At 68.7% G+C, this 23,147-nt stretch carries 23 protein-coding genes and 1 riboswitch; of the genes, 11 read left to right on the forward strand and 12 right to left on the reverse strand.

Annotation, left to right across the window (positions count from 1 at the left end; translation table 11 throughout):
- Nucleotides 1-77: 77 nt before the first annotated feature.
- From glpX to ACYVKL_RS15100, 3 genes are all read left to right on the forward strand, one after another.
- Nucleotides 78-1,109 carry a class II fructose-bisphosphatase gene (gene glpX, locus ACYVKL_RS15090; RefSeq protein WP_213559571.1) on the forward strand — a complete coding sequence of 344 codons (1,032 nt, stop codon included), beginning with the start codon at nt 78-80 and terminating at the stop codon, nt 1,107-1,109.
- 157 nt (nt 1,110-1,266) lie between these two features.
- Nucleotides 1,267-2,658, forward strand: a complete 1,392-nt coding sequence (locus ACYVKL_RS15095; RefSeq protein WP_379163606.1) for a class II fumarate hydratase — start codon at nt 1,267-1,269, stop codon at nt 2,656-2,658.
- Nucleotides 2,659-2,724: 66 nt separating this feature from the next.
- Nucleotides 2,725-3,477 (forward strand): isocitrate lyase/PEP mutase family protein, encoded by a 753-nt coding sequence (locus ACYVKL_RS15100; RefSeq protein WP_379163609.1) that lies wholly within the window; start codon nt 2,725-2,727, stop codon nt 3,475-3,477.
- A gap of 46 nt (nt 3,478-3,523) precedes the next feature.
- Here ACYVKL_RS15100 and ACYVKL_RS15105 read toward each other — a convergent pair whose 3' ends face one another.
- The gene (locus ACYVKL_RS15105; RefSeq protein WP_379163612.1) at nt 3,524-4,702 is read right to left on the reverse strand and encodes an FAD-dependent monooxygenase; all 1,179 of its coding nucleotides are present in this window, start codon (nt 4,700-4,702) and stop codon (nt 3,524-3,526) included.
- Nucleotides 4,703-4,808: 106 nt separating this feature from the next.
- Between ACYVKL_RS15105 and ACYVKL_RS15110 the strand changes: the two genes are divergently transcribed.
- Together ACYVKL_RS15110 and ACYVKL_RS15115 are read left to right on the forward strand one after the other, a co-directional pair.
- Nucleotides 4,809-5,540 (forward strand): TetR/AcrR family transcriptional regulator, encoded by a 732-nt coding sequence (locus ACYVKL_RS15110; RefSeq protein ID WP_379163615.1) that lies wholly within the window; start codon nt 4,809-4,811, stop codon nt 5,538-5,540.
- Between the two features lie 91 nt (nt 5,541-5,631).
- Nucleotides 5,632-6,054: a limonene-1,2-epoxide hydrolase family protein gene (locus ACYVKL_RS15115; protein WP_213559566.1), complete on the forward strand. Its 423-nt coding sequence runs from the start codon at nt 5,632-5,634 to the stop codon at nt 6,052-6,054.
- A gap of 100 nt (nt 6,055-6,154) precedes the next feature.
- On the opposite strand, the gene ACYVKL_RS15120 is transcribed toward ACYVKL_RS15115, so the two are convergent.
- The 3 genes from ACYVKL_RS15120 to ACYVKL_RS15130 all read right to left on the reverse strand — a co-directional run bounded on the left by ACYVKL_RS15120 (nt 6,155) and on the right by ACYVKL_RS15130 (nt 9,376).
- The gene (locus ACYVKL_RS15120) at nt 6,155-7,012 is read right to left on the reverse strand and encodes an acyl-ACP desaturase (protein WP_379163617.1); all 858 of its coding nucleotides are present in this window, start codon (nt 7,010-7,012) and stop codon (nt 6,155-6,157) included.
- A 348-nt stretch (nt 7,013-7,360) separates the two neighbouring features.
- Nucleotides 7,361-8,761, reverse strand: coding sequence for a PhoH family protein (locus ACYVKL_RS15125; RefSeq protein ID WP_379163619.1), 1,401 nt, complete (start codon nt 8,759-8,761; stop codon nt 7,361-7,363).
- A gap of 228 nt (nt 8,762-8,989) precedes the next feature.
- Complete coding sequence (locus tag ACYVKL_RS15130) at nt 8,990-9,376, reverse strand: DUF488 domain-containing protein (RefSeq protein WP_379163621.1); 387 nt, start codon at nt 9,374-9,376, stop codon at nt 8,990-8,992.
- A 22-nt stretch (nt 9,377-9,398) separates the two neighbouring features.
- Between ACYVKL_RS15130 and ACYVKL_RS15135 the strand changes: the two genes are divergently transcribed.
- Nucleotides 9,399-9,671, forward strand: a complete 273-nt coding sequence (locus ACYVKL_RS15135; RefSeq protein WP_379163624.1) for a hypothetical protein — start codon at nt 9,399-9,401, stop codon at nt 9,669-9,671.
- Nucleotides 9,672-9,694: 23 nt separating this feature from the next.
- Here the strand turns inward: ACYVKL_RS15135 and ACYVKL_RS15140 are convergent, their stop codons facing one another.
- Complete coding sequence (locus ACYVKL_RS15140; RefSeq protein ID WP_379163626.1) at nt 9,695-10,021, reverse strand: hypothetical protein; 327 nt, start codon at nt 10,019-10,021, stop codon at nt 9,695-9,697.
- Between the two features lie 62 nt (nt 10,022-10,083).
- Between ACYVKL_RS15140 and ACYVKL_RS15145 the strand changes: the two genes are divergently transcribed.
- Entirely contained in the window at nt 10,084-10,392 is a 309-nt protein-coding gene (locus ACYVKL_RS15145) for a glutaredoxin domain-containing protein (RefSeq protein ID WP_379163629.1), read from the forward strand.
- Nucleotides 10,393-10,452: 60 nt separating this feature from the next.
- Here ACYVKL_RS15145 and glyA read toward each other — a convergent pair whose 3' ends face one another.
- On the reverse strand, nt 10,453-11,751 hold the full coding sequence (gene glyA / locus ACYVKL_RS15150; protein WP_281423535.1) for a serine hydroxymethyltransferase: 1,299 nt from the start codon (nt 11,749-11,751) through the stop codon (nt 10,453-10,455).
- A 106-nt stretch (nt 11,752-11,857) separates the two neighbouring features.
- A riboswitch (ZMP/ZTP riboswitch) is annotated at nt 11,858-11,943 on the reverse strand.
- Between the two features lie 286 nt (nt 11,944-12,229).
- Nucleotides 12,230-13,426, reverse strand: a complete 1,197-nt coding sequence (locus ACYVKL_RS15155) for a DUF885 domain-containing protein (protein WP_379163633.1) — start codon at nt 13,424-13,426, stop codon at nt 12,230-12,232.
- 291 nt (nt 13,427-13,717) lie between these two features.
- Between ACYVKL_RS15155 and coaA the strand changes: the two genes are divergently transcribed.
- On the forward strand, nt 13,718-14,650 hold the full coding sequence (coaA, locus tag ACYVKL_RS15160; RefSeq protein WP_213559558.1) for a type I pantothenate kinase: 933 nt from the start codon (nt 13,718-13,720) through the stop codon (nt 14,648-14,650).
- A gap of 53 nt (nt 14,651-14,703) precedes the next feature.
- Here coaA and ACYVKL_RS15165 read toward each other — a convergent pair whose 3' ends face one another.
- Both ACYVKL_RS15165 and ACYVKL_RS15170 read right to left on the reverse strand, forming a co-directional pair.
- Nucleotides 14,704-15,309: a hypothetical protein gene (locus ACYVKL_RS15165; RefSeq protein ID WP_213559557.1), complete on the reverse strand. Its 606-nt coding sequence runs from the start codon at nt 15,307-15,309 to the stop codon at nt 14,704-14,706.
- A gap of 151 nt (nt 15,310-15,460) precedes the next feature.
- Nucleotides 15,461-16,240 (reverse strand): isoprenyl transferase, encoded by a 780-nt coding sequence (locus ACYVKL_RS15170; protein WP_213559556.1) that lies wholly within the window; start codon nt 16,238-16,240, stop codon nt 15,461-15,463.
- A gap of 130 nt (nt 16,241-16,370) precedes the next feature.
- Between ACYVKL_RS15170 and trhA the strand changes: the two genes are divergently transcribed.
- The 3 genes from trhA to ACYVKL_RS15185 all read left to right on the forward strand — a co-directional run bounded on the left by trhA (nt 16,371) and on the right by ACYVKL_RS15185 (nt 19,459).
- Nucleotides 16,371-17,078, forward strand: coding sequence for a PAQR family membrane homeostasis protein TrhA (gene trhA, locus ACYVKL_RS15175; protein ID WP_379163637.1), 708 nt, complete (start codon nt 16,371-16,373; stop codon nt 17,076-17,078).
- A 57-nt stretch (nt 17,079-17,135) separates the two neighbouring features.
- A complete protein-coding gene (locus ACYVKL_RS15180; RefSeq protein WP_379163640.1) occupies nt 17,136-18,704 on the forward strand; it encodes an adenylate/guanylate cyclase domain-containing protein in 1,569 nt (522 codons plus the stop codon).
- 218 nt (nt 18,705-18,922) lie between these two features.
- On the forward strand, nt 18,923-19,459 hold the full coding sequence (locus ACYVKL_RS15185; protein WP_379163643.1) for a hypothetical protein: 537 nt from the start codon (nt 18,923-18,925) through the stop codon (nt 19,457-19,459).
- Here the strand turns inward: ACYVKL_RS15185 and ACYVKL_RS15190 are convergent.
- The 3 genes from ACYVKL_RS15190 to ACYVKL_RS15200 all read right to left on the reverse strand — a co-directional run bounded on the left by ACYVKL_RS15190 (nt 19,407) and on the right by ACYVKL_RS15200 (nt 23,048).
- On the reverse strand, nt 19,407-21,485 hold the full coding sequence (locus tag ACYVKL_RS15190; RefSeq protein WP_379163646.1) for a thioredoxin domain-containing protein: 2,079 nt from the start codon (nt 21,483-21,485) through the stop codon (nt 19,407-19,409). The genes ACYVKL_RS15185 and ACYVKL_RS15190 overlap by 53 nt on opposite strands.
- A gap of 223 nt (nt 21,486-21,708) precedes the next feature.
- A complete protein-coding gene (locus ACYVKL_RS15195) occupies nt 21,709-22,119 on the reverse strand; it encodes a hypothetical protein (RefSeq protein WP_379163649.1) in 411 nt (136 codons plus the stop codon).
- Nucleotides 22,120-22,166: 47 nt separating this feature from the next.
- Nucleotides 22,167-23,048 carry an NmrA/HSCARG family protein gene (locus ACYVKL_RS15200; RefSeq protein ID WP_379163652.1) on the reverse strand — a complete coding sequence of 294 codons (882 nt, stop codon included), beginning with the start codon at nt 23,046-23,048 and terminating at the stop codon, nt 22,167-22,169.
- Nucleotides 23,049-23,147: the final 99 nt, after the last annotated feature.

Below are 23,147 nucleotides of genomic sequence, written 5' to 3' on the forward strand. Positions count from 1 at the left end.
AAACGTCAGTACTTGCGTGGAGCCGAAAACCGCAATGCGACAATCTACGCAGCAGTTGACTACAAGGAGGCTCCCCCATGACCGCATCCAGCCGCCGCGAGGCACCGGACCGCAACCTCGCTCTCGAGTTGGTCCGGGTCACCGAGGCCGGGGCGATGGCCGCGGGCCGGTGGGTCGGCCGGGGTGACAAGGAAGGCGGCGACGGCGCGGCCGTGGACGCCATGCGGCAGTTGGTGGCGACGGTCTCCATGCGCGGCATCGTGGTGATCGGCGAGGGCGAGAAGGACGAAGCGCCCATGCTGTACAACGGCGAGCTGGTCGGCGACGGCACCGGCGCCGAACTCGACTTCGCGGTCGACCCGATCGACGGCACCACCCTGATGTCCAAGGGCTCGCCCGGCGCCATCTCCGTGCTGGCGGTCGCCGAGCGCGGCGCCATGTTCGACCCCTCGGCCGTGTTCTACATGGAGAAGATCGCCGTCGGCCCCGACGCCGCCGATGTGATCGACCTGGGCGCGCCGATCGCGGAGAACCTGCGTCGCGTCGCCAAGGCCAAGAACTCCTCGGTCTCCGACCTCACGGTCTGCATCCTGGACCGCCCCCGCCACGCCGAGCACATGGCGGCCGTGCGCGAAGCGGGCGCCCGCATCCGCCTGATCTCCGACGGTGACGTGGCCGGCGCCATCGCCACCGCCCGCCCGGAGTCCGGCGTGGACATGCTGATCGGCATCGGCGGCACCCCCGAGGGCATCATCGCCGCGGCCGCCATGCGCTGTATGGGCGGCGCGCTGCAGGCCAAGCTGGCCCCGAAGGACGACGCCGAGCGCCAGAAGGCCATCGACGCCGGCCACGACCTGGACCGCATCCTGAACACCACCGACCTGGTCTCCGGCGACGACGTGTTCTTCAGCGCCACCGGCGTCACCGACGGCGACCTGCTCAAGGGCGTCCGCTACTACGGTGGCGGCGCGTACACCCAGTCCATCGTGATGCGCGCCAAGTCCGGCACCATCCGCATGATCGACGGCTTCCACCGCCTGACCAAGCTGCGCGAGTACGCGTCGGTGGACTTCGTGGGCGACGAGCACGCCACCATGCCGCTGCCCTGATCGCGGCGCGAAACAGCTTGCCGCCCCGGTGGATCCATCCACCGGGGCGGCTCGTTTTTTCTGCTACCTCCCGCAGCGCTATTCCCGGCGCCGGGTGTGCCGATTCCCTCAGGCGTGGCACCCCCACGAGGCGCGGCACGGGCCTAGGGTCGATTTCATGACCGAGTACCGGATCGAGCACGACACGATGGGTGAGGTTCGAGTCCCCGTCGACGCCCTGTGGCGCGCCCAGACGCAGCGCGCAGTGGAGAACTTCCCGATCAGCGGACGGGGCCTGGAGCGCGCGCAGATCCGCGCGCTCGGCCTGCTGAAGGCGGCCTGCGCCGCGGTGAATCGCGATCTGGGCCTGCTGGACAAGACCAAGGCCGACGCCATCATCGCCGCCGCGGCCGAGATCGCCGACGGCCGCCACGACGACCAGTTCCCGATCGACGTCTTCCAGACCGGTTCGGGCACCAGCTCGAACATGAACGCCAACGAGGTGATCGCGAGCATCGCCGCCCGCGACGGCGTCACCGTGCACCCCAACGACGACGTCAACATGTCGCAGTCCTCCAACGACACCTTTCCCACCGCAACGCATCTGGCGGCCACCGAGGCGGTGGTCAAGGAACTGATCCCGGCGCTGGATCACCTGCGGCTGGCGTTGCAGGACAAGTCCCGGGAGTGGAAGTCGGTGGTCAAGTCCGGCCGCACCCATTTGATGGACGCGGTCCCGGTCACGCTCGGTCAGGAGTTCGGCGGCTACACCCGGCAGGTGGGCGCGGGCGTCGAACGCCTGCTGGCCACCCTGCCGCGGGTCGGCGAGCTGGCGATCGGCGGCACCGCGGTCGGCACCGGCCTCAACGCACCGGAGGGATTCGGCGCGAAAGTCGTTGCGGAACTGGCCAAGGCGACCGGCCTCGACCACCTCTCCGAGGCGCGCGATCACTTCGAAGCCCAGGCCGCCCGCGATGCGCTGGTGGAGCTGTCGGGCGCGCTGCGCACGGTCGCGATCAGCCTGACCAAGATCGCCAACGACATTCGCTGGATGGGTTCGGGCCCGCTCACCGGCCTGGCCGAACTCCAGCTGCCGGATCTGCAGCCCGGTTCCTCGATCATGCCCGGCAAGGTGAATCCGGTACTGCCGGAAGCGGTTACGCAGGTCGCCGCGCAGGTCATCGGAAACGACGCAGCCATCGCCTGGGGCGGCGGCAACGGCGCCTTCGAATTGAACGTCTACATCCCCGTGATGGCCCGCAACGTGCTCGAATCGATTCGGTTGCTGGCCAACGTCTCCCGCCTGTTCGCCGACAAGTGCGTCGCAGGCCTGGTCGCCGACGTGGACCGCCTCCGGCACCTGGCGGAGTCCTCCCCGTCCATCGTGACCCCGCTGAATTCGGCCATCGGCTACGAGGAGGCGGCCGCCGTCGCCAAACAGGCCCTGAAGGAGCACAAGACGATCCGCCAGACGGTCATCGATCGCGGCCTGATCGGCGACAACCTCTCGCTCGAGGAACTCGACCGCCGCCTCGACGTCCTGTCGATGGCGAAGGTCGACGGCAACTGAGCTTCGCCGGGCCGGCACCGGCGTAGCGGCCTTTCGCTCGCCGGTGTCGTGGGGCAGGATCGGGGCATGAGCCTCGAGCAGCAAGCCGCCGCCTTTCTCGCTCTCCACCAACCCGGAAATCCCGTGATCCTGCCGACCGTGTGGGACGCCTGGTCCGCGCGGCTCGTGCGGGACGCCGGATTCTCGGCAATCACCGTCGGCAGCCATCCGCTGGCCAATTCGCTGGGGAAGCCGGATCGGGAGGGGATGACCTTCTCCGAGGTGACCGCGCGGATTCGGGAGATCACCGCTGCCGTGGACATCCCCGTCTCGGTGGATATCGAATCCGGCTATGCGCAGAAACCCGTCACCCTCATCGAGGGTCTGCTCGAGGCGGGGGCGGTCGGCCTCAATATCGAGGACACCGTGCACAGCGAGGGCGGGCGGCTGCGGGAACCGCAGGAGCATGCCGATCTGGTCGGTGAGCTGCGTCGGGCCGCCGACGCGACCGGGGTGCATTTCGTGGTGAACGCGCGCTCCGATGTGTTCATCCGCCCCGACACCGGTACCCCAGAGGAACGGCTGGACAGTGCGATCAACCGCTTGCGTCTCGCCGCGGCCGCGGGAGCCGACGTGCTCTATCCGGTCGGCATGCACGAGCCCGAGGTGATGCGGCGGCTCACCGGCGAACTGCCGTTGCCGGTCAATGCCATCGGTGTCCCCACCCAGGGCGGACGCGATCACTTCGCCGAATTGGGCGTCGCTCGAGTGAGTTTCGGGCCGTTCCTGCAGAACGCGCTCACCGAGTACGCGAACGGGTTGTTCGGGCCCTGGCGCTGAGCCTGCGGGCGCACGGCGAGGAACGTGCGGGCACACAGTGGCCTGCTCAGTGCACCAGCAGCGCGGGGTAGTCGCGCAGCTCGATGTCGTTCTTCGCCGAGTCGGCGTACTTCAGCATCATGTCGAAGGCCCGCGAGCCCAGGAACCAGTTGCGGAAACGCAGGCCCAGAGCGGTTTTCGGGGCCAGGAACGGGCCGGGCCGCGCGTCGTCGGCCTTGCGCATGTATCGCTTCATGATGTCCTCGTAGCGGGCGAACGCGACGGTGTGGTCCCCGTCGGCGACCGCCAATTCCCCGGCCAGGACGTACGCGCCGATGACAGCGAGCCCGGTGCCGAAGCCGGCGAGCGTGTTTCCGTAGCCAGCGTCGCCCACCAAGGCCACACGCCCGGCGACGAAACTCTTCATCGTCACCTTGCTCAGTGAGTCCAGGTAGAACCCGTCCAGGTGCGGGAGTTGGGCCAGCATGCCGGGCACGTCGCCGCCCATGCCCGCGAACTTCTCGGCGACGATCTGCCGCTGTTCGTCGAAATCGTCTCGCGAGTAGTCGAGTTCGGGTGCGGCGAACATGTACATCTGTGCGGCCTTCGCCCCGCCGTTGACCGCGAGCCGGCCCGGCGCGTTCCAGCCGTAGGACACCGCCCGGTCGCGCGGCGCGTCGGCGTCCTCCCACTGCGATGCGCCCGCGAGCGCGTAGTAGTAGCCGCGGTGGGAGACGAACTCGGATTCGGCCCCGAAGGTCAGTTTCCGTACCCGCGAATGGATTCCGTCGCAGCCGAAGACCAGGTCGAAGCGCCGGGCCGGGGCGTGCGCGAACTCGACGTCCACGCCGTCGGCGGTCTCGGTGAGCGCGGTGACGGTGTCGCCGAACAGGTATTCGCAGGTGTCGGCGGTGCGCTCGTACATGACCTGGGCCAGGTCGCCGCGCAGGATCTCGAGGTCGCCGCCGGTGAAGTCGCCGCTGATGACCGCGCGCTGCCGACCCGACTCGTCGAGCATCACCATGTCGGTCTTGCCGGTCTGGCGGCGTTCGATGTCGGCGAGGACGCCCATCCGCTCGAGCACGGTCATGTGGGTTTCGCCGGTGAAGTCGATGGCCTGCCCGCCGGCCCGCAGCGCCGGGGCCTTCTCGACCACGGTGACCTGGAAGCCGTAGCGGTGCAGCCAGTAGGCGAGGGCGGGTCCGGCGACGCTGGCCCCGGAGATGAGGACGGTGGTGTTGCGCATGGTGGGGACCCTTTCAGTAACTGCGTCCGTCGGACGCTGTTGATGATTAAAAGCGTATGATGGACGCAGTTACCTGTCAACCCGGAAATCCGGAAGGATGGCGACCATGCCGGCACCCACCACGCTCGAACTGCTCTGGGGCTCCCCCGACCGCCCTCGACGGGGGCCGAAACCGTCCCTCACGCTCGAGCGCATCCTCACCGAGGCCATCGCCATCGCCGACGCCGAAGGACTGGCCAAGCTGTCCATGGCCCGGCTCGCCGAACGCCTCGGCTGCGCCAAGATGGCGCTCTACCGCTACGTCCCCGGCAAGACCGAACTGACCGCGCTCATGCTCGACGCCGCCCTCGGCGACCCGCCGTCCGTCGCGGCCGCAACGCCCGGCGCCACCGAATCGCGCTGGCACGCCTACCTGCGGCCGTGGAGCGAGACGTTCTACGACCGGGTCCGCGCCCACCCCTGGGCGAACGAACTGGCCACCGGCATCCGCCCGATGGGCCCCAACGAACTCGCGTGGATCGATTCGGCCCTGAGCGTGCTCGCCGACACCGGCCTGACCGTCGCCGAACAGTTCGACACCGTCGTCCTGCTGCTGGGTCACGTGCGGGCGATCGCCCAGCACAGCGCGGTCATCACCGACGACGATCCCGCCGAGAGCCAGCTCGCCCGCGAACTCGGCTCGGTGCTGTCGGCGCAGGCCGAGCGCTTCCCGTACGCGGTCGCGGCCTTCGCCGCCGCCATGGGTCCCGACGGCGGCTCCGAACTCGGCAACGGCCTGCGCTTCGGCATCGACCGCATCCTCGACGGCGTGGCCGCCCTGATCGACACCCGCCGGTAGGCGCGCGGTAGCCGGCGAACCCGATTCGCCACGCCGCGAGACATGTCGCGAATGTCTGTGCCGCGGCCCTGATTCGGCTTACGCTCGGCTCATGGCGGAGCTACCCGAGCTGAAACAGGATCCGGTCACCACGGTGCGCGAGTTCTTCGCCGCACTGGAGATGAACATCGTGCCCGAGGCCCTCGAGCTGGCCGACCCGGGCATCGTCTGGAAGAACACGTCACTGCCCGACGTACGCGGCATCGACCGCGTGCGCTGGGTGCTGGGCCTGTTCACCAACCCGCGCTTCGGCTTCCGCGCCGACATGCACCACATCGCGGCCACCGAGGACGGCGTGGTGCTCACCGAGCGCACCGACTACCTGCGGGTCGGCCCGATCGAGATCGGGTTCTGGGTGTGCGGCACCTTCGAATTCAGCAACGGCCGGATCACCCTGTGGCACGACCACTTCTCGTGGGAGAACGTCCTGCGCGGCACGGCGGCCGGTGTCGTCCGGGCCGTCCTGCCCGGGTAGACCGGCCGCACACAGCACGACGCCCGCCACGTTGTCGCGGCGGGCGTCGGCATCGTAACCACGCGCGAGGCGCGGCTTCACGTTCGAGAACGCGAGTGGTTCAGCGGCGCAGGTGCGCCAGTTCGGCGCGGGCCAGCTCGCCGGTCTCACCCAGGTCGGTGCGGGTGAAGACCTGCCACTGCTCGAGCAGCGGCGCGAAGACCAGTTCGGGCTCCTGGGCGCGGTCGTAGATGCCGGCCTCGGCGAGCACCTGGTCGCTGGTGCGGCCGTCGGCGAGTTCGATGACCGGCACCTGGAAGTCGGCGACGCGGTCGGCGATCGCGCGCATGGTCTGGTCGGGCGCCAGATCCAGGGCGGCCGAGATCAGGTTGGCGAAGAAGACGGCCTGCAGCTCGTCGTCGGCGGCCAGGCGCTCGGAGATGGACGTGACCATGACGTCGTCGGTCAGCCGCGCGGTGTTGCGGTGCCGGATGCCGGCCGCGGCCTCTTCGAAGGCGGCGACGGCGAGCACGTCGAGCAGGTGCATCCCGGGACGGTTGAAGCTGGCGGTCATGGCCGCCATGCGCATCCGCTCCAGCGCGATGGGATCCACGGCGCGGGTCACCATCAGGAAGTTGCGGATGAGGATCTCGTGCCGGTTCTCCTCGGCGGTCCAACGGCCGACCCAGCGCCACCACGGCCCGGTGCGCAGGTACTTGCCCAGCTCACGGTGGTAGGAGGGCAGGTTGTCGGCGATCAGCACGCCGACGGTCAGCGCGGTCTTGGAGACCTCGCTGAGCTCCGATTGCGACGGCTCCCAGTCGGTTCCGCCCATGGCCTGGAAGTTGCGGCCACTGTCCCACGGGACGTAGTCGTGGGGCTGCCACTCCGCCGCGACGGCGATATGCCGCGTGAGGTTTTCTTCCACCTCCGCAGCGAGCGATTCCAGCAAGTCCCGATCGGCCAAAACGTTGTGCACGCGAACAACCTAGCGGCTGATCGGCAAACGCGGGGATCTTCGGCAAGTATTTGCCATCGCTATGGCCGCGCCCGGCATCGCGGTCGTGGCCGTAGGCGCTGATTTCATGAGGTGCGGGCGTCTCCCCCGGGCGCGACCGAAACGGTTCGGACGCCCGGCCACCAGCAGGCGATGCGTGACGCCGATCGCTGTGGGCCGGCCACCGGCTCCCCGGGGAGCGCGAACCGCTACTTCTCGGTGACGGTCGCCCAGGTGATGCTCCCGCCGCTGAAATCGCTCTGCCGGCAAATTGGCCCGGCCGGAGCGCGAGTCGCGCTCCGGCCGGGCGGGTTTGCTATCTACCGGGCGTCAGGAGTTGGGCCCGAACTCCTCCAGCATCTCGGTGACCAGCGCCGCGATCGGCGACCGCTCACTGCGGGTGAGGGTGACGTGCGCGAACAGCGGGTGTCCCTTGAGCTTCTCGATCACGGCGGCCACGCCGTCGTGCCGGCCGACCCGCAGGTTGTCGCGCTGGGCGACGTCGTGGGTGAGCACCACCCGCGACCCGCTGCCCAACCGGCTCAGCACGGTGAGCAGCACATTGCGTTCCAGCGACTGCGCCTCGTCCACGATCACGAAGGAGTCGTGCAGCGAGCGCCCGCGAATGTGGGTGAGCGGCAACACCTCCAGCATGCCGCGCGCCTGCACCTCCTCCATCACCTCCGGGCTGGCCAGCCCTTCCAGGGTGTCGAAGACGGCCTGCGCCCACGGCCCCATCTTGTCGGCCTCCGAGCCCGGCAGATAACCGAGCTCCTGTCCGCCCACCGCGTAGAGCGGACGGAACACCACCACCTTCCGATGCGTGCGGCGTTCGAGCACCGCCTCGAGTCCGGCGGTCAGCGCCAGCGCGGATTTGCCGGTGCCGGCTCGTCCGCCGAGCGAGACGATGCCGACGGTCTCGTCCAGCAACAGGTCCAGCGCGATCCGCTGCTCGGCGGAGCGGCCGTGTAGCCCGAAGGCCTCCCGGTCGCCGCGCACCAGTTGCAGCCGCTTGTCCGGCGTCACCCGGGCCAGTGCGCTGCCGCGCGGGCTGACCATCCGAATCCCGGTGTGGCACGGCATGTCCCGGGCCTCGTCGAGATCGATGATCGATTCCGCGTAGAGCTTGTCGACGGTGGCGACGGCCACCTCGAGCTCCATCATTCCGGTCCATCCGGAGATGACGACGTCCTGCGCGTGGTATTCCTCGGCCTGCAGGCCGACCGCGCCGGCCTTGACCCGCAGCGGAATGTCCTTGGACACCAGCGAGACCCGCTGCCCTTCGGCGGCCAGGTTGAGCGCGCAGGCCAGGATGCGGGAATCGTTGCTGTCCGTACGGAATCCGACGGGCAGTACCGCGGGGTCGGTGTGGTTCAACTCCACCTGGAGTGTCCCGCCCTGGGTGCCGACCTGCACCCGTTGATCGAGCCGACCGTGCGCCAGCCGCATGTCGTCCAGCATGCGGAGCGCCTCGCGAGCGAACCAGCCGAGTTCGTGGTGGTGGCGTTTGGCCTCGAGCTCACTGATCACCACGAGCGGCAGCACCACGTGGTGCTCGCCGAAGCGGGTCAGGGCCCAGGGGTCGGACAGCAGCACCGACGTGTCGACTACGAAGGTTTTCGGTCCGGAATCGGACGACTGCGAGGCGCGAACTCCCCGTGTCGTGGGCCGCGGGCTCTGGTCGGAGCTGGCGTCCCTGGTGGGAGCGTTGACGGAGCGTGCATCAGTCACGGTGGGCTCCTTTGCCACTCGCGCGACACCGCGCGAGCGTTCTCGCTGGGCCGGTCAGCCTTGGGGTCGTACGACCCGAGGGCCGGGTGCCGGCCCCCTCGTACTGAGTTGCTCAGTCACGATCAGGACCTCCCGTACGAGCCACACCTACGCGGCCCGCACTCCCGACGCTACCGCCGAATTCGCGTTCCGGCTTCTGCTCTGTCGGGCACATTGGTGAAGATCGCGTTAACGCCTGTCCGCTCTGCGCGTTTCGCCCAGTTCATCGAGCAGGATGGGAACGTGGCTGTGCCCGGGTTCTTTCGTGGCCGTGACCAGGGTCAACGGCCCGGCCGCGGCCTCGGACCGGAGGTGTGCCAGGGCTTCCCGGGCCAGGTCCGCGCCGAGCTCGATTCGATACTTGCGCTCGAACTCCGCACGGCGTGTCTCCGGCGCGGCGTGATACCACCTGCGCAGCTCGTTCGACGGCGTCACATCTTTGGCCCATTCGTCAATGGCCGCTTGCTGTTTGCTGACCCCGCGCGGCCAGAGCCGGTCCACCAGCACCCGTCGGCCGTCGGCCGGATCGGGGTCGTCGTACACGCGCTTCACCCGGTACCCCGGCTGCTGTGTCATGGCCTCCATTACAGTCGAGATCATGGCCGAAACCCCGGATCTGGCGACCCTGTCCACCAAGGAATTGCACGACCGCGCCGTGAAGCTTGCCGCCCGCCGCGGCGACGTCAAATTCCTGTGGCAACTGCTCAAGGCGATTCCCGGCGCCGAGGTCGCCGCGGGCAAACAGGGCGAGGGCGAAGTCGACATCTGGAACACCGCGGCCCTGCTCGACGACTACTTCCACGCCGGTGAGGGAAAACTGGGCGAGGTGCTGCGCCCGATGTACCTGGACTACCTCACCAAACACGCCTGAGCCGGCAGACTCGGGCGCCCAGGTCAGGATTCGCGGAGCGGCGTGCCGTGCAATCCCGTGAGCACGGCACGCACGAACGGCACGAAACCCTCCGGCCCCGAGGCGAAGTCCTTCATGTGCACGGTGGTGCGGTCACTGGCTTCGAAGACGGCGCGCACCATCCGCAGCCGATCCTCGAGGTCCAGCCCCGCACCCATGATCACGTGATCGACGGCCGTCACCGCCAGGGTGTCCCGCAGATCCGTCAAGCCGGTGCCCGCGCGAATGTCGACCTCCGGTAGCGCGACCCGCTCGCGCACCTCCTCCACGACTGCCGACTTCAAGCCCAGCAACAATACGGTGGTCGCCATCCCCGCCTCCGATCCCCTTGCAGCATAGGCCGTTCCGCCGACGCGGGCCCTACACTCCGGGGATGACCGCCGACGCCACGCCGGAACTGATCGTCTACCGTCGCCCGGGCTGCCCGTACTGCTCGCGCATGCGCCGGGTCCTCAACCGGCACGGCATCATTCACCGCGAGGTGGACATCTGGCAGGACCCGGACGCGGCCGCTTTCGTCCGCTCGGTCGCCGACGGCAACGAAACCGTCCCGACCGTCGTCTTCCGTGACGGCTCCACCGAACGCAACTGGGTCAACCCGCACCCGAAAGAGCTGATAGCCACCGTCTCCGCGGACGCCCCGCAGCTCACCGGCGGCCCGCGCAAGTTCTGGTCCTTCTGAACGACGAGAGCCCGCCGCGATCGTGAGATCGCGGCGGGCTCATGGTCTTTCGGCGGCGGGTCAGCCCAGCAGGCGCCAGTCCTCGAGGCCCTCGTAGAGCGGGAACTCCTGGGCCAGCTTGGACACCCGCTGACGCAGCGAGTCCAGGTCGGCGGAGCCGGTCAGGGCGGCCGCGATGATCTCGGCGACCTCGGTGAACTGCTCGTCGCCGAAGCCGCGGGTGGCCAGCGCCGGGGTGCCGATGCGCAGGCCGGAGGTGACCATCGGCGGGCGCGGGTCGAACGGAACCGCGTTGCGGTTCACGGTGATTCCGATCTCGTGCAGGAGGTCCTCACCCTGCTGGCCGTCGAGCTGCGAGTTGCGCAGGTCGACCAGGACCAGGTGCACGTCGGTGCCGCCGGTGAGCACGGTGATGCCCTTCTCCTTGGCATCGGCGGCGGTCAGACGCTCGGCGAGGATCTTGGCGCCGGAGATGGTGCGCTCCTGGCGCTCCTTGAACTCCTCGCCGGCCGCGATCTTGAAGGCCACGGCCTTGGCGGCGATGGCGTGCATGAGCGGGCCGCCCTGCTGGCCCGGGAAGACCGCGGAGTTCAGCTTCTTGGCGAACTCCTGCTTGGCCAGGATCAGGCCGGAGCGGGGGCCGCCCAGGGTCTTGTGCACGGTGGAGGACACGACGTCGGCGTGCGGCACCGGCGACGGGTGCAGCCCGGCCGCGACCAGACCGGCGAAGTGCGCCATGTCGACCCACAGGTACGCGCCGACCTCGTCGGCGATCTCACGGAAGGCGGCGAAGTCCAGCTGCCGCGGGTACGCCGACCAGCCGGCGACGATCACCTTCGGGCGGGTGTCGCGGGCGATCTTGCGAACCTCGTCCATGTCGACGCGGTGGTCTTCCTTGGACACGCCGTAGGCGTGCACCTCGTACAGCTTGCCCGAGAAGTTCAGGCGCATGCCGTGGGTGAGGTGGCCGCCGTGGGCCAGGTCCAGGCCGAGCAGCTTCTCGCCCGGGTTCATCAGCGCGGACAGCACGGCGGCGTTGGCCTGCGCGCCCGAGTGCGGCTGGACGTTGGCGAACTCGGCGCCGAAGAGCTCCTTGACGCGGGCGCGGGCCAGATCCTCGACGACGTCGACGTTCTCGCAACCGCCGTAGTAGCGGCGGCCCGGGTAGCCCTCGGCGTACTTGTTGGTGAGCACGCTGCCCTGCGCCTGCAGCACCGCGCGCGGCACGAAGTTCTCCGAGGCGATCATCTCGAGGGTGTCGCGCTGGCGAGCGAGTTCGCCGCCCATCGCGGCCGCGACCTCGGGGTCGAGTTCGGCGAGGGACTGGCTGTTCACAGAGGCGCTCGTCTGGATCGTCACGCCGCCGAGTGTATTGGCCGCCGACGCGGAGTCGGTCAGTGGGTTCTGGGAATCGTGCATGGCGCACCTCCGTCGTCCGGGTACCCCGAATCGGGATTCGGGGATCGCCAGGCACCCAGGCGCGCGGTGCCGGACTTGGGGTGCTTCCCGGTGGTTACTTCCACCTCGAGTGCGCCAGTCGCGGTCCTGCCATCCTAGCCAACCGCGTTAACACTCCTTCGAGTGGACAGAATCACAGATACAGGCTATGGCGGAGCAACAAATCTCGGTAAGGTGACGCACGGCTGACCCAGATAGGTCAGTGTCCTTGGCCCTACCCAGATTTCGAGGAATTGATCACATGCTGTTCAACATCGCTACCGGTGGCCCGACCGACATCCTCTTCACCCTGCTGCGCACGCTGTGCACCGCGTCCAGCGGCGGCGCGTCCTGCACCGCCTGGGGCGCCTGACCCTTCCGGACCTTCGGGGAGTACCCCTCACATGCGGCGGATCGCGCCGGGTGTGAGGGGTTCGTCCAACAGGCGGCGGAATCGCTCGGACCGTTCCGCCGCATCGGCCGCCCGATCCAGCCAGCCGCCGAGCAATCGATAGCCCTCCACATAGGTGGAGATATAGGCCCGCCACAGCGGTGAGGACAGGAAGCGCAGCGACTGCGTGGCCCGCTCCGGCGTGACCAGACTCCAGCGTTGCAGGTACTCCGCGACCTCCGTGGAGTCGCGCCGCCGATCGTGCAGCAGCAGCGCGGCGTCCTGGCGAACACTCAGCAGATTCGCCGACGCGGTCGAGATCCGCTCGGCACGTTCACCATCGAAACGCAGTCCGAGGTCGGCGTAGATCTCCTGCGCCCAGCGGCCCCAGCCCGGGCCGACGATCGACTTCAGGGCCAGATCCGCCAGCCCCTCCGCCATCAGGCACTGCGGGGTGTTGACCACGAACAGCGTCTGCTCGTCCTGCCCGCCGCCGACCAGCCCGGCCTCCTTGCGGCAGTGCTCGGTGTGGTGTCCCGGGTAGGACTCGTGCGCGATCAGGTGCGGCAGCTGCGACAGGTGCTGCTTGAGGTCGGAGTTGATGGCCACCCGGGACTGGTAGTTGCCCAGGTAGTAGTTGAAGCCCGACCACGGCTTGTCGCCCACCACTTCGTATTCCACGTGCTCGTTGTCGGGCAGCGGATAGCGTTCGCGGACCAGCTCGCGCAGCGCGCCGGAGAAGGCGGCCACGCACTCCTTCAAGCGTTCGGGCGGGATCTCGTCCTGGCGGCGGTGCGCGGAGATGCGGTCCAGCAGCGGGCCGTCGCCGGGCAGCACCTCGTCGAGCTGCCGGTGCGCCTCGCGGTAGTCCTCGGTGTCGCCTGGCGCGATGTCCACGTCGAAGTAGGCGCGGACCTCGTCGATGAAGGAGATGTCCTCGCCGGCGAATTTGCGTGCGGAGCATTCCAGCGCGCGCAGGTGCGCGTCCAGGAACTCGACGCGTTCCACGGACAGTCCGGCGTCGGGGAGTTCCTTGCGCAGGCCGGCGGCGCGGTGCGCCAGGTCGCGCGGCTCGGGCATGGGCGCGTTCTCGACCTCGCGGCGCAGGGTGGGGTCGCCGGTGTAGGCGTCGACGAAGCCCTCTTCGAGGCGGTCGAATGCCAAGCCGAGGCGCAGATAATCGGTCACCAAGGGATGCGCTGCCATGCCCCGACCCTATGCAGAGCGCTCGCCTTCGTCATCCGCAGCGCGCTCGCCTTCGCCGTCCCGGCCGCGTGACCGGCGCACTTCGGCCCGGATCAGCCTGTCTCACAGCCTCACCCGACACGCCCGGCCTCTGTGATGTGGCCCATCCCACTCTGGTTACCGGCCAGTAGCAACACCTGGTGTTCACCTCCCTGTTGGAGCCGAGCACAATTCGGCTATGCGTGGAGTGTTGGCGACGCGAGGCGAGTGTCAGATCCCAGGACACGAGTGTCGAATGCAAGGACACGAGTAATGGCACGGATGAGCGAGCCCAGCCCCTACGTGGAATTCGACCGCAAGCAGTGGCGCACCCTGCGCAAGGCGACTCCCCTGGTGCTGACCGAAGAAGAACTGGTCGGCCTGCGTGGTCTCGGTGAGCAGATCGACCTCGAGGAGGTCGCCGAGGTCTACCTCCCGCTGGCCCGACTCATCCACCTCCAGGTCGCGGCCCGGCAGCGACTGTTCGCCGCCACCGCCACCTTCCTCGGCGAGACCCACCCCGACCGCCAGGTGCCGTTCGTGATCGGCGTGGCGGGCTCGGTGGCCGTCGGCAAGTCCACCACCGCGCGCGTGCTGCAGGCGCTGCTGGCGCGCTGGGACCACCATCCTCGGGTGGATCTGGTCACCACCGACGGATTCCTCTACCCGACAGCCGAACTCACCCGGCGCGGCATCATGCACCGCAAGGGCTTCCCGGAGTCCTACGACCGGCGCAAACTGCTGCGCTTCGTCACCGAGGTGAAATCCGGTGCGCACGAGGTGTGCGCGCCCGTCTACTCGCACATCGCCTACGACATCGTGCCCGGCGAATACCACTGCGTGCGCCAGCCCGACATCCTCATCGTCGAGGGCCTCAACGTGCTGCAAACCGGTCCGCGCCTGATGGTGTCGGACCTGTTCGACTTCTCGGTCTACGTCGACGCCCGCATCGAGGACATCGAGAAGTGGTACGTGCAGCGCTTCCTGTCGCTGCGCAAGACCGCCTTCCAGGATCCGAATTCGCACTTCCACCACTACGCGAACTTCAACGATCAGGAAGCCACCAACCAGGCCAAGGAAATCTGGCACAACACCAACCGGCCCAACCTGGTGGAGAACATCCTGCCGACCCGGCCGCGCGCGACCCTGGTGCTGCGCAAGGACTCCGACCACACCATCAACCGGCTGCGGTTGCGGAAACTCTGAATCTCGTGCCTCGCCGCGTGTCCGCGGCGAGGCACCGGGTGGAGGGTTGTAGGTCAGAGCGTCCAGGCGGCGTCCAGCCGGGCGCCCACATCGATGTCGGTGGCGGCCTGGATGTGGGGTTTGCGGATCTCGGTGGCGATGTAGCGCGCCACGAAACGGCGGATCTCGTGATCCACGCTGGCGATGATGCGCAGCAGTTCGCCGCGGCGGGTGGCGCTGGCCACATTGATGCGGACATTGCTGGGCTGGGGTTCGGCGATCTCGATGAGCACCCGGAGCGGTTCGGCGGTGCGGACCGTGAGGTGCAGGTGGATGGTGCCGTCCACGCGGAACGGGTAGCGGTCCACGGCCAGGTCGATGAGCAGGTCCACCTTGAGCGGGATCACCAGATCGAACGAGATGATGCCGTCCACTTCGCGATCGAGGCGGGGTTGCCCGAGCCGCACGGTCGCCGAGAGTTTGGCGAGCTTGCCCGGGCCCGCGCCGATCGGCCCGAATTCGAAGGCCTCCCCGGTGAGCTTCCCGAACGCCCCCGCGATCCGCTCCGGCGAGGCGGCGTACTCCAGGAATCTCCGGCCGAACTCCTCGTAACTCAGGTACGGGACCGCGACTACCTGGGATTCCACCGGGCCACCCAACTCATCACGCAGCTCGCTCATAGCACCAGACGGTACGGCAGCGACCCGCCCGCGAACGTCGAAGCCGTTGCACTGCAACGGAACCGTTGACCGACTGTTGCGGGATCACCCACAACATTCTCGCTTCGTACTCCTGTGACACAGTCACCGGAGTACGAGATAACAGAGGTGGTCAGACGCCGAACCGGCGGTGCCGGGCCGCGTAATCGCGCAGGGCGCGCAGGAAATCCACGCGCCGGAACTCCGGCCAGTACGCCTCGGTGAACCAGATCTCCGAATACGCGCTCTGCCACAACAGGAATCCGGACAGCCGCTGCTCACCGGAGGTGCGGATGACCAGATCCGGGTCGGGCTGGCCGGAGGTGTAGAGATGCTGGCCGATGGCGTCGACGGTGATCGACTGGACCAGATCCTCGCCGGTCTCGCCCGCGTCCATCTCCTGGCGGACCAGCGAACGCACCGCGTCGGCGATCTCCTGGCGGCCGCCGTAGCCGATGGCCACGTTGACGTGTACGCCGGTGCGGCCCTCGGTGCTCTTGGCGGCCTCGCTGAGCCGGCGCGCGAACTCGGCGGGCAGCTGATCGAGCGCGCCCACGATGCGGACGCTCCAATCCTGTTCCGGCGCAGACAGTTCGTCGACGACGTCGGTGATGACCTCGAAAAGCGTGTCGAGTTCGTCGGAATCGCGGCGCAGATTCTCGGTGGAGAGCAGGTAGAGGGTCACCATCTCGATGCCGGCCTCGCCACACCAGCCGACCAGTTCAGCGATCTTCAGCGCACCGACCCGATGGCCGTGCGAGATGTCGCTGAACCCGTTCTCCCTGGCCCAGCGTCGATTGCCGTCACACATGACTGCGACATGCCGCGGATGTTGTTTACCCGCCAGCTGCTTGGCCAGCCGTGCCTCGTATACGCGATATGGGAGTCCACGCACCTGACCCACGAACTTCACGGCCGCAACCCTACGCTCACCCGCCTCCCCGCGTATTTTGCCGGTCGAAAGAGCCGTAGAAACTTTCCCACCGGCCGGCGGTCGGGCGCCGAGACAACCTACGGTACCGTAGGTTACCGAGGAGGAACATATGGCCGACAGCGTGCAGCCCGTTGATCACACCGCGGGTCTGGTCGAAACCGTCCGCGACGAACTGGCTCTCATCAAGCCCCGCCTGCGCGGCTGGATCCATGCCTGGGCCGTCGGGGTCGCCGCCATCGCGGTGATCGTGCTGGTGTCGGTCGCGAGCACGGTGTCGGCTCGAGCCGCCTGGTCGACACTGGTCTACGGGATCACCGTGTGCGGGGTGTTCGGGATCAGCGCCACCTATCACCGGGTGAACTGGAAGACCGACCGCGCCCGCATGTGGATGAAGCGGGCCGACCATTCGATGATCTTCCTTTTCATCGCGGGCAGTTACACCCCGTTCGCGCTGCTGGGGGTGCGCGGCGCCGCGGGAAACGTGCTGCTGGGCATCGTGTGGGCGGGTGCGCTGGCGGGGGTGGCGTTGAAGATGCTGTGGCCCACCGCACCTCGATGGGTCGGGGTGCCGCTGTATCTGCTGCTGGGGTGGGCCATCGTCCCGGTGGCCGGGACGCTCATCGCGAATGTGGGCTGGACACCGGTGATTCTGCTGCTCGCGGGCGGGATCGCCTACAGCGTGGGCGGGATCCTGTACGCGTCGCGCTGGCCGGATCCGTGGCCGGAGGTCTTCGGGCACCACGAGTTCTTCCACGCGGCAACGGTCGTCGCCGCGCTGTGCCACTACATCGCGGTCTGGCTGGTAGTGCTGAGCTGACGGAGTAATTGCCCACAAACGTGCAATCTCCCCCGAAAGGTCTCTAAAGTCTGCGACGTGACCAGCAGACTCATCCTGTGGGCGCTGCGGGCGCCGGGGGGTCTTTCTGCTGTCGTCATGGCGTGCAACCTCGGCGGCCTCGCGGTGATCACCACCGAACTGTTCCTGAGCGGATTCCTGGGCCGGCTCGGTTCGAATTGGATCTCGACCTTCATCGGGGTATCGATCTATCCGGCCATCGGCGCGCTCGCCGGCATCGTGCTCGCGGTGCGCGATCGGCGGCACTACTTCGGCTGGCTGGATCAGCATCGGCCGCCCACCGAACACGAGGCGCGGCGACTGCTGCGGCTGCCGCTCGCGATCACCATCCGGGCGCTGGCCATCTGGCTGCCGGGCGTGATCGTGGCGGCTGCGATCTTCGCGCACGCCACCGAGGACCGCAGCTTCCCCGTGGTGCTGTCCATGTTCACCCTCGGCGGGCTGGAGTCGGCGGCGCTCACCTATCTGATCGTGGACCGGCTGATCCGGCCGACCATTCCGGTGGTGGCGGAAGTGCTCGACGAGACCGCGCACTGGAGCAACACCGTGCTGGCACGCGTGGTGGTCACCTTCGCGGTGGCGGGCGCGGTGCCGCTGCTGATGCTGATCACCGTGCTCGCGGATCCGTCCACCGACGCCGATGACCGCATCCGGACCGGCATCTATCTGGCCATCGTCGGCCTGTCGGCGGGTGTGGTGGCGACGGCGGCCCTGGCTCGCGCGGTGGCCACCCCCATGCACACCCTGCGTGACGCGCTCGACCGGATCGCGCACGGCGATCTGGAGGCGCGGGTCACCATCAACAGCACCAGCGAGATCGGGCGGCTCGAGCATTCGGTGAACGAGCTGGCCGCCAATCTCAATGAGCGCGAGCGCATGCGGACCGTCTTCGGCCGGCACGTCGGCGAGGAGGTGGCGGAGCGCGCGCTGTCCGGCAGTCCCAGCCTGACCGGCGACATGCGGGAGGCGACCGCGTTGTTCGTGGACGTGACCGGTTCGGTCGCCATGGCCACCGAACTCGCCCCGCACGATTTCGTGGCCAAGCTGAACCGGCTGCTGACCATCGTGGTGGCGGCCACCGAGGACAACCACGGCCTGGTCAACAAGTTCGAAGGCGATGCGGCGCTGTGCATTTTCGGTGCGCCGATCGCATTGGACGACAACGCCACCCCCGCCCTGGTCGCCGCCCGCCGCATCCGCGACGAGGTGGCGGCGCTGGGTGAACTCGAGGTCGGCATCGGCATCGCGCGCGGCTGTGTCTTCGCCGGTGACGTCGGCACCGACACCCGCCTCGAATTCACCGTCATCGGTGACGCCGTCAACGAGGCCGCCCGCCTCACCACCGAGGCGAAACTGGTTCCCCGCCGCATCCTCGCCAGTCAGGCCGTCATAGACGCCGCCTCCGACGCCGAGCGCAAACAGTGGACCCTGCACGACACTCTCCACCTCCGCGGCCGCAAGGAACCCACTCCGAGCTGGACCGACGTGACGTCCGAGTCCCCCGCGTCGCCCCGCCACAACGGCACCGCCCCGTCGGGCGCCCACCAACAGGCCGCACCCCCACCCCCGGAACCCGCCGAGCGCTGATCATCCAACCCGCTCGAGGCCGGTCTGCGAACCGAACGGGACCTGGCAATACTTCAGTGAAGAACATGAGCTGAACACGGTCGGACTGTATGGCGGCCCGAACCTCCCGGGCAACGGAATATGCGCGACGGCTATGTCCCACTGTCGTACCGGGGAACCGCCGGGAGCCCGTACCCGAGGGTGATTCGGCGCGAGGCCGGAGGCTCGACAGTGGGGGCATGGATGAGATCGGTGCGTTCGAGCGGAAGTCGGCGGCGGGGTGGGAGCGGCCGGAACGGGCGGTGCTCGCCTATCGGGCGGTCGTGATCGCGCTCGTCGCCGGGGTGGCGGAGACGCTGTTGCGGGCGGCGCAGGCGCTCGAGGATCCGGGGGTGCCGGTCACGGGAGTCGCGGTCGCGCTGACGATCCGGGCCGGGATCTATCTGGCGGTGTTCGCGCTCGCGGCTCGCATGCTGTTCGGGAGTCTTTGGGCGCGTGGGATTCTCGTGGTCGGGCTGGGCACGGTCGGGCTGGCGTCGCTGGTCGCCGAACCCGTGGGCGCGTTGCTGGCGGCCGACCGGCTGAGCGCAGTGTTCACCGGCGTGACCCCGGTGGGGGTGATACTCGGACTGTTTCGCGCGGTGCACGTCGTCGCGGTCCTGGTCATGATTCCCGCCGCGACACAGGCGGGAACCACGACCGGATCGACCGCGACGCCGCAGGTCAGGCCGACTGCGGCGGGAGCAGGCCGGCGCGCACGTCTTCGACCGTGGTGACCGGGAGGTCGCAGACCGAGCCGCGGCAGATGTAGGCGGCGGCGGTGTCACGGACGGGCGGGCGGTCGGCCAGCAGGGCTTGGGAGTCGGCCGGGCCGGAGACGATCACCGACCCGCCCGGGGCGGCGGCGCGGGCGGCCGCGGTCAGTGTTGCCGCCCAACCGGATTCGCCGTCCGGGCCCGCGGATACCGCGACCTGGATGGGTCCGCGGACGGCGGCCTCGGCGACGGCGAGCCAGTGGCCCGCCGAGCGGGGGGCGCGGGCCAGCAGGACCGCGCCACGGGCGAGGGTGTCGTCCGCGAGCTGCCGGTAGCGGGCCGCCGGATCCGGTTCGCCGAGTGCGGCGGCGGTGAGCAGCGCTTCGGCGAGAACCGATGTGCCCGAAGGGGTTGCGCCGTCCAGCGGGTCGCGGGGCCGGGTCAGCAGCGTCTCGGCGTCGTCGGCGGTGTCGAACCAGCTGCCGGGGGTGTCCGCGTCGGCGAAATGCGTGATGGCGGTGTCGAGTACGCGCTGTGCCGCGGCGAGCCAGTCCCCTTCGGCGGTCTGGTGCAGGGCGAGCAGTCCCAGCGCCAGCCAGGCGTAGTCCTCCAGTACGCCCGCCGCCGCACCGGGCGTCCCGCCCAGCGAGGCGCGGCAGACGCGGCCGTCGACGACGTGCGTGTCCAGCAGATACCGCGCACACCGTGCCGCCGCGGCGATCCACTCCGGATGCCCGTGTCCGGCACCGGCTTCCGCGAGTGCGACGATGGCCATCCCGTTCCAGGCGGTCACCACCTTGTCGTCCCGCTCGGGCTGCGGCCGGCGTTCCCGCGCCGCGGACATGGCTGCCCGAATCGCCTCGAACCGCTCGTGGTCGGCGGGCTGCGGATCGGTGTACCGAGTCAGCACCGAGGTCCCGTGCTCGAACGTTCCCGCCGTAGTGACGCCGAATATCTCTGCGGCCCAAGCCCCGTCGAGCGCGCCGAGCACGCCGTTGAGTTCGGCGGGCGTCCACACATAGGTGGCCCCTTCCACCCCCGGCCCGTCCGGCTCGAGGTGGGTGTCGGCGTCCAGCGCGGAGGCGAATGCCCCTTGCTCGGTCCCCAGATCCGCCATCAGGAACTGCACTGTCTCGCGAGTCACCCTCAGCGCCAGCGATTCTCCGGCCCGTTCACCGCCCGGCGCATCGAGTCCCCGCCGCGCCAGATGCGAGTAGACCCGCACCAACTGCGCATTGTCGTAGAGCATCTTCTCGAAGTGCGGCACCACCCACGCGGCATCCACCGCGTACCGCGCGAACCCACCCCGCAGCTGGTCATAGATCCCACCCCGGGCCATCGACTCGCAGGTGAACGAAACCGCCTGCAGCACACCGAGATCGCCGGTCAGCTCATAATGCCGCAGCAACCCTTCCAACATGGCCGACGGCGGAAACTTCGGCGCACCCCCGAACCCGCCGTGCTGCCCATCCACATCCTTCAACACCGCCGACACGGCGTGCTGAAGCAATTCCGCCCCGATCACCACCCCGGCATCCGGCAACCCGGCGGTCTGCTGCCGCAGCGCCTCCGCCACCTGCCCCGCCGCCGCATCCACCTCGTCCCGCCGATTCCGCCACGTCTCCCCCACCGCGGTCAGCACCTGCGTGAACGACGGCATCCCGTGCCGAGGCGTCTTCGGGTAATAGGTCCCGCAATAGAACGGCTCCCCCTCAGCCGTCAGGAAGCACGTCATCGGCCACCCGCCCTGCCCGGTCATGGCGACGGTCGCGTTCATGTACACCGCGTCCAGATCGGGCCGCTCCTCCCGATCCACCTTGATGCACACGAAGTTCTCGTTCATCAGCGCCGCGGTATCGGCATCCTCGAACGATTCGTGCGCCATCACATGACACCAGTGGCAGCTCGCGTACCCGATGGACAGCAGAATCGGCACGTCTCTCTCCGCCGCCTCCGCCAGCGCCGCAGCATCCCATTCCCGCCAGTCGACGGGATTCCCGGCATGCTGACGCAGATAAGGCGATGTCGCGCTGCCCAATCGGTTCATATCCCCAGCCTTCCACACCCGATGACCACACAACACGCCCCACACAGATCCATCCGAGCGCCCGTCGTAGGCGAATCGAGCCCGATCCGAGAACATGCCCGTCTGACCGCCCCGTTCCTGGCGTTTCAGACCACGGGCCGGCAGGGTCGCCGACCAAAGCGCCGGGCGCGGCGGCGGTGGCGACATTTCCGAGTTCGTCGCCACGGTGACCGCGTCCCGGATGTCAGACTGCGGCGGATTCGACGTTGAGCGTCATGCGTTCGAGGACGGAAACAGCTGTGCGGTATTCGTCTTCGGTGATGCCGTGCATGGACTGGGCGCGGAAGGCGGCGACACGGTCGATGACGTCTGCGAGGCGGCGGCGACTGTGGTCGGTGAGGGCGATGCGACCCGGTTCGGGGCGGGTGGTCCAGTCGCCGGTGAGGGTGGTGGCGATGGCAGCGTCGAGGGTGGCCCGGTCGGCGTTGGCGGCCAGGACGGTGTGGACGTCGGTGTCTGTGGCGTCGGGGATGTCCGAGACGACGTTGAGGACCTGCCAGGTGATCCGGGTGAGCTCGAACTCGGTAAGCATGGTGTCCATGTGGGTGGTGAAGGCGCGGTCGGCGCGGTTGAGCCAGTAGCCGATGGGTTTCAACGGAACTCCTTGGTGCGGGATCGAATTGACGCGCGGAGCGTTCGGGGTCAGTGGCCGGTGGGTGCGGCGGCCAGGAGGGCGGGCCAGTTCTGGCGGGCGGCCCAGTCGGCGAAGGTGGACCAGCCGACGGCGGGGTGGTCGCGACGCAGGCCGGCGACGTCGACGTCGAGGCCCGCGGTGGTGAAGTAGTCGAACATCGCGGCCAGGTCTTCGGAGCGGCTGCGGACGAATTCGAGCGGGACCTGATGGTGCGCAACGGGAGTGGCGAGCGCGTCGGCGAGCACGGCGGCGATCTGCGCGGGCGTGAGCTCGTCGGCGGCGATGTCGATGCGACGGCCGAGGAATTCGCCGCGGCGGTCGAGGACGAGGGCGGCGAAGGCGCCGATGTCCTGGGCGCAGATGAGGGTCAGCGGCTGGTCGGAGGGCATGGGCCAGGCGAAGGTGCCCGCTCGCAGGCTGTCGAGGGTCCAGCCGGTGGCGTAGTTGTCCATGAACGCGGCGGGGCCGATGATCGTGGCGGGCACGCCGGATTCGAGCAGGTACTGCTCGATGGCGAACTTGCTTTCGTAGTGCGGGACGCCGGTGTCGCGGTCGGCGTGCGCGACGGAGGTGAAGACGATGTGGCCGATGCCGGCGGCGGCCGCGGCGTCGACGAGGGTCTTGCCGTGGCGGGTTTCGACGGTGGTGTCGGTGTCGAACGGGGTGGTGACCGCGAACAGCGAATCCGCGCCGGCCAGTGCGGCATCGAGGGATGCGCGGTCGTCGAAGTCGGCGTAGTGGACCTGCGCGCCGAGCTCGCGCAGTGCGACGGCGGCCGGAGAATCCGGGAAGCGGGTGAGAGCGCGAACCTGGTGGCCGCGAGTGAGCAGGGCACGGGCGGTGGCGCCGCCCTGGGCGCCAGTGGCGCCGGTGACCGCGATCGTGAGCATGAAGTCCTCCTAGTAGAATCTGCTGCGTGGCGCATTAACTGCGTCACGCAGTAATCTACCGGAGATCGCTGCGCCGCGCAGCTAATTAGGGAGTGTGAT

Source organism: Nocardia tengchongensis, from assembly GCF_054781395.1.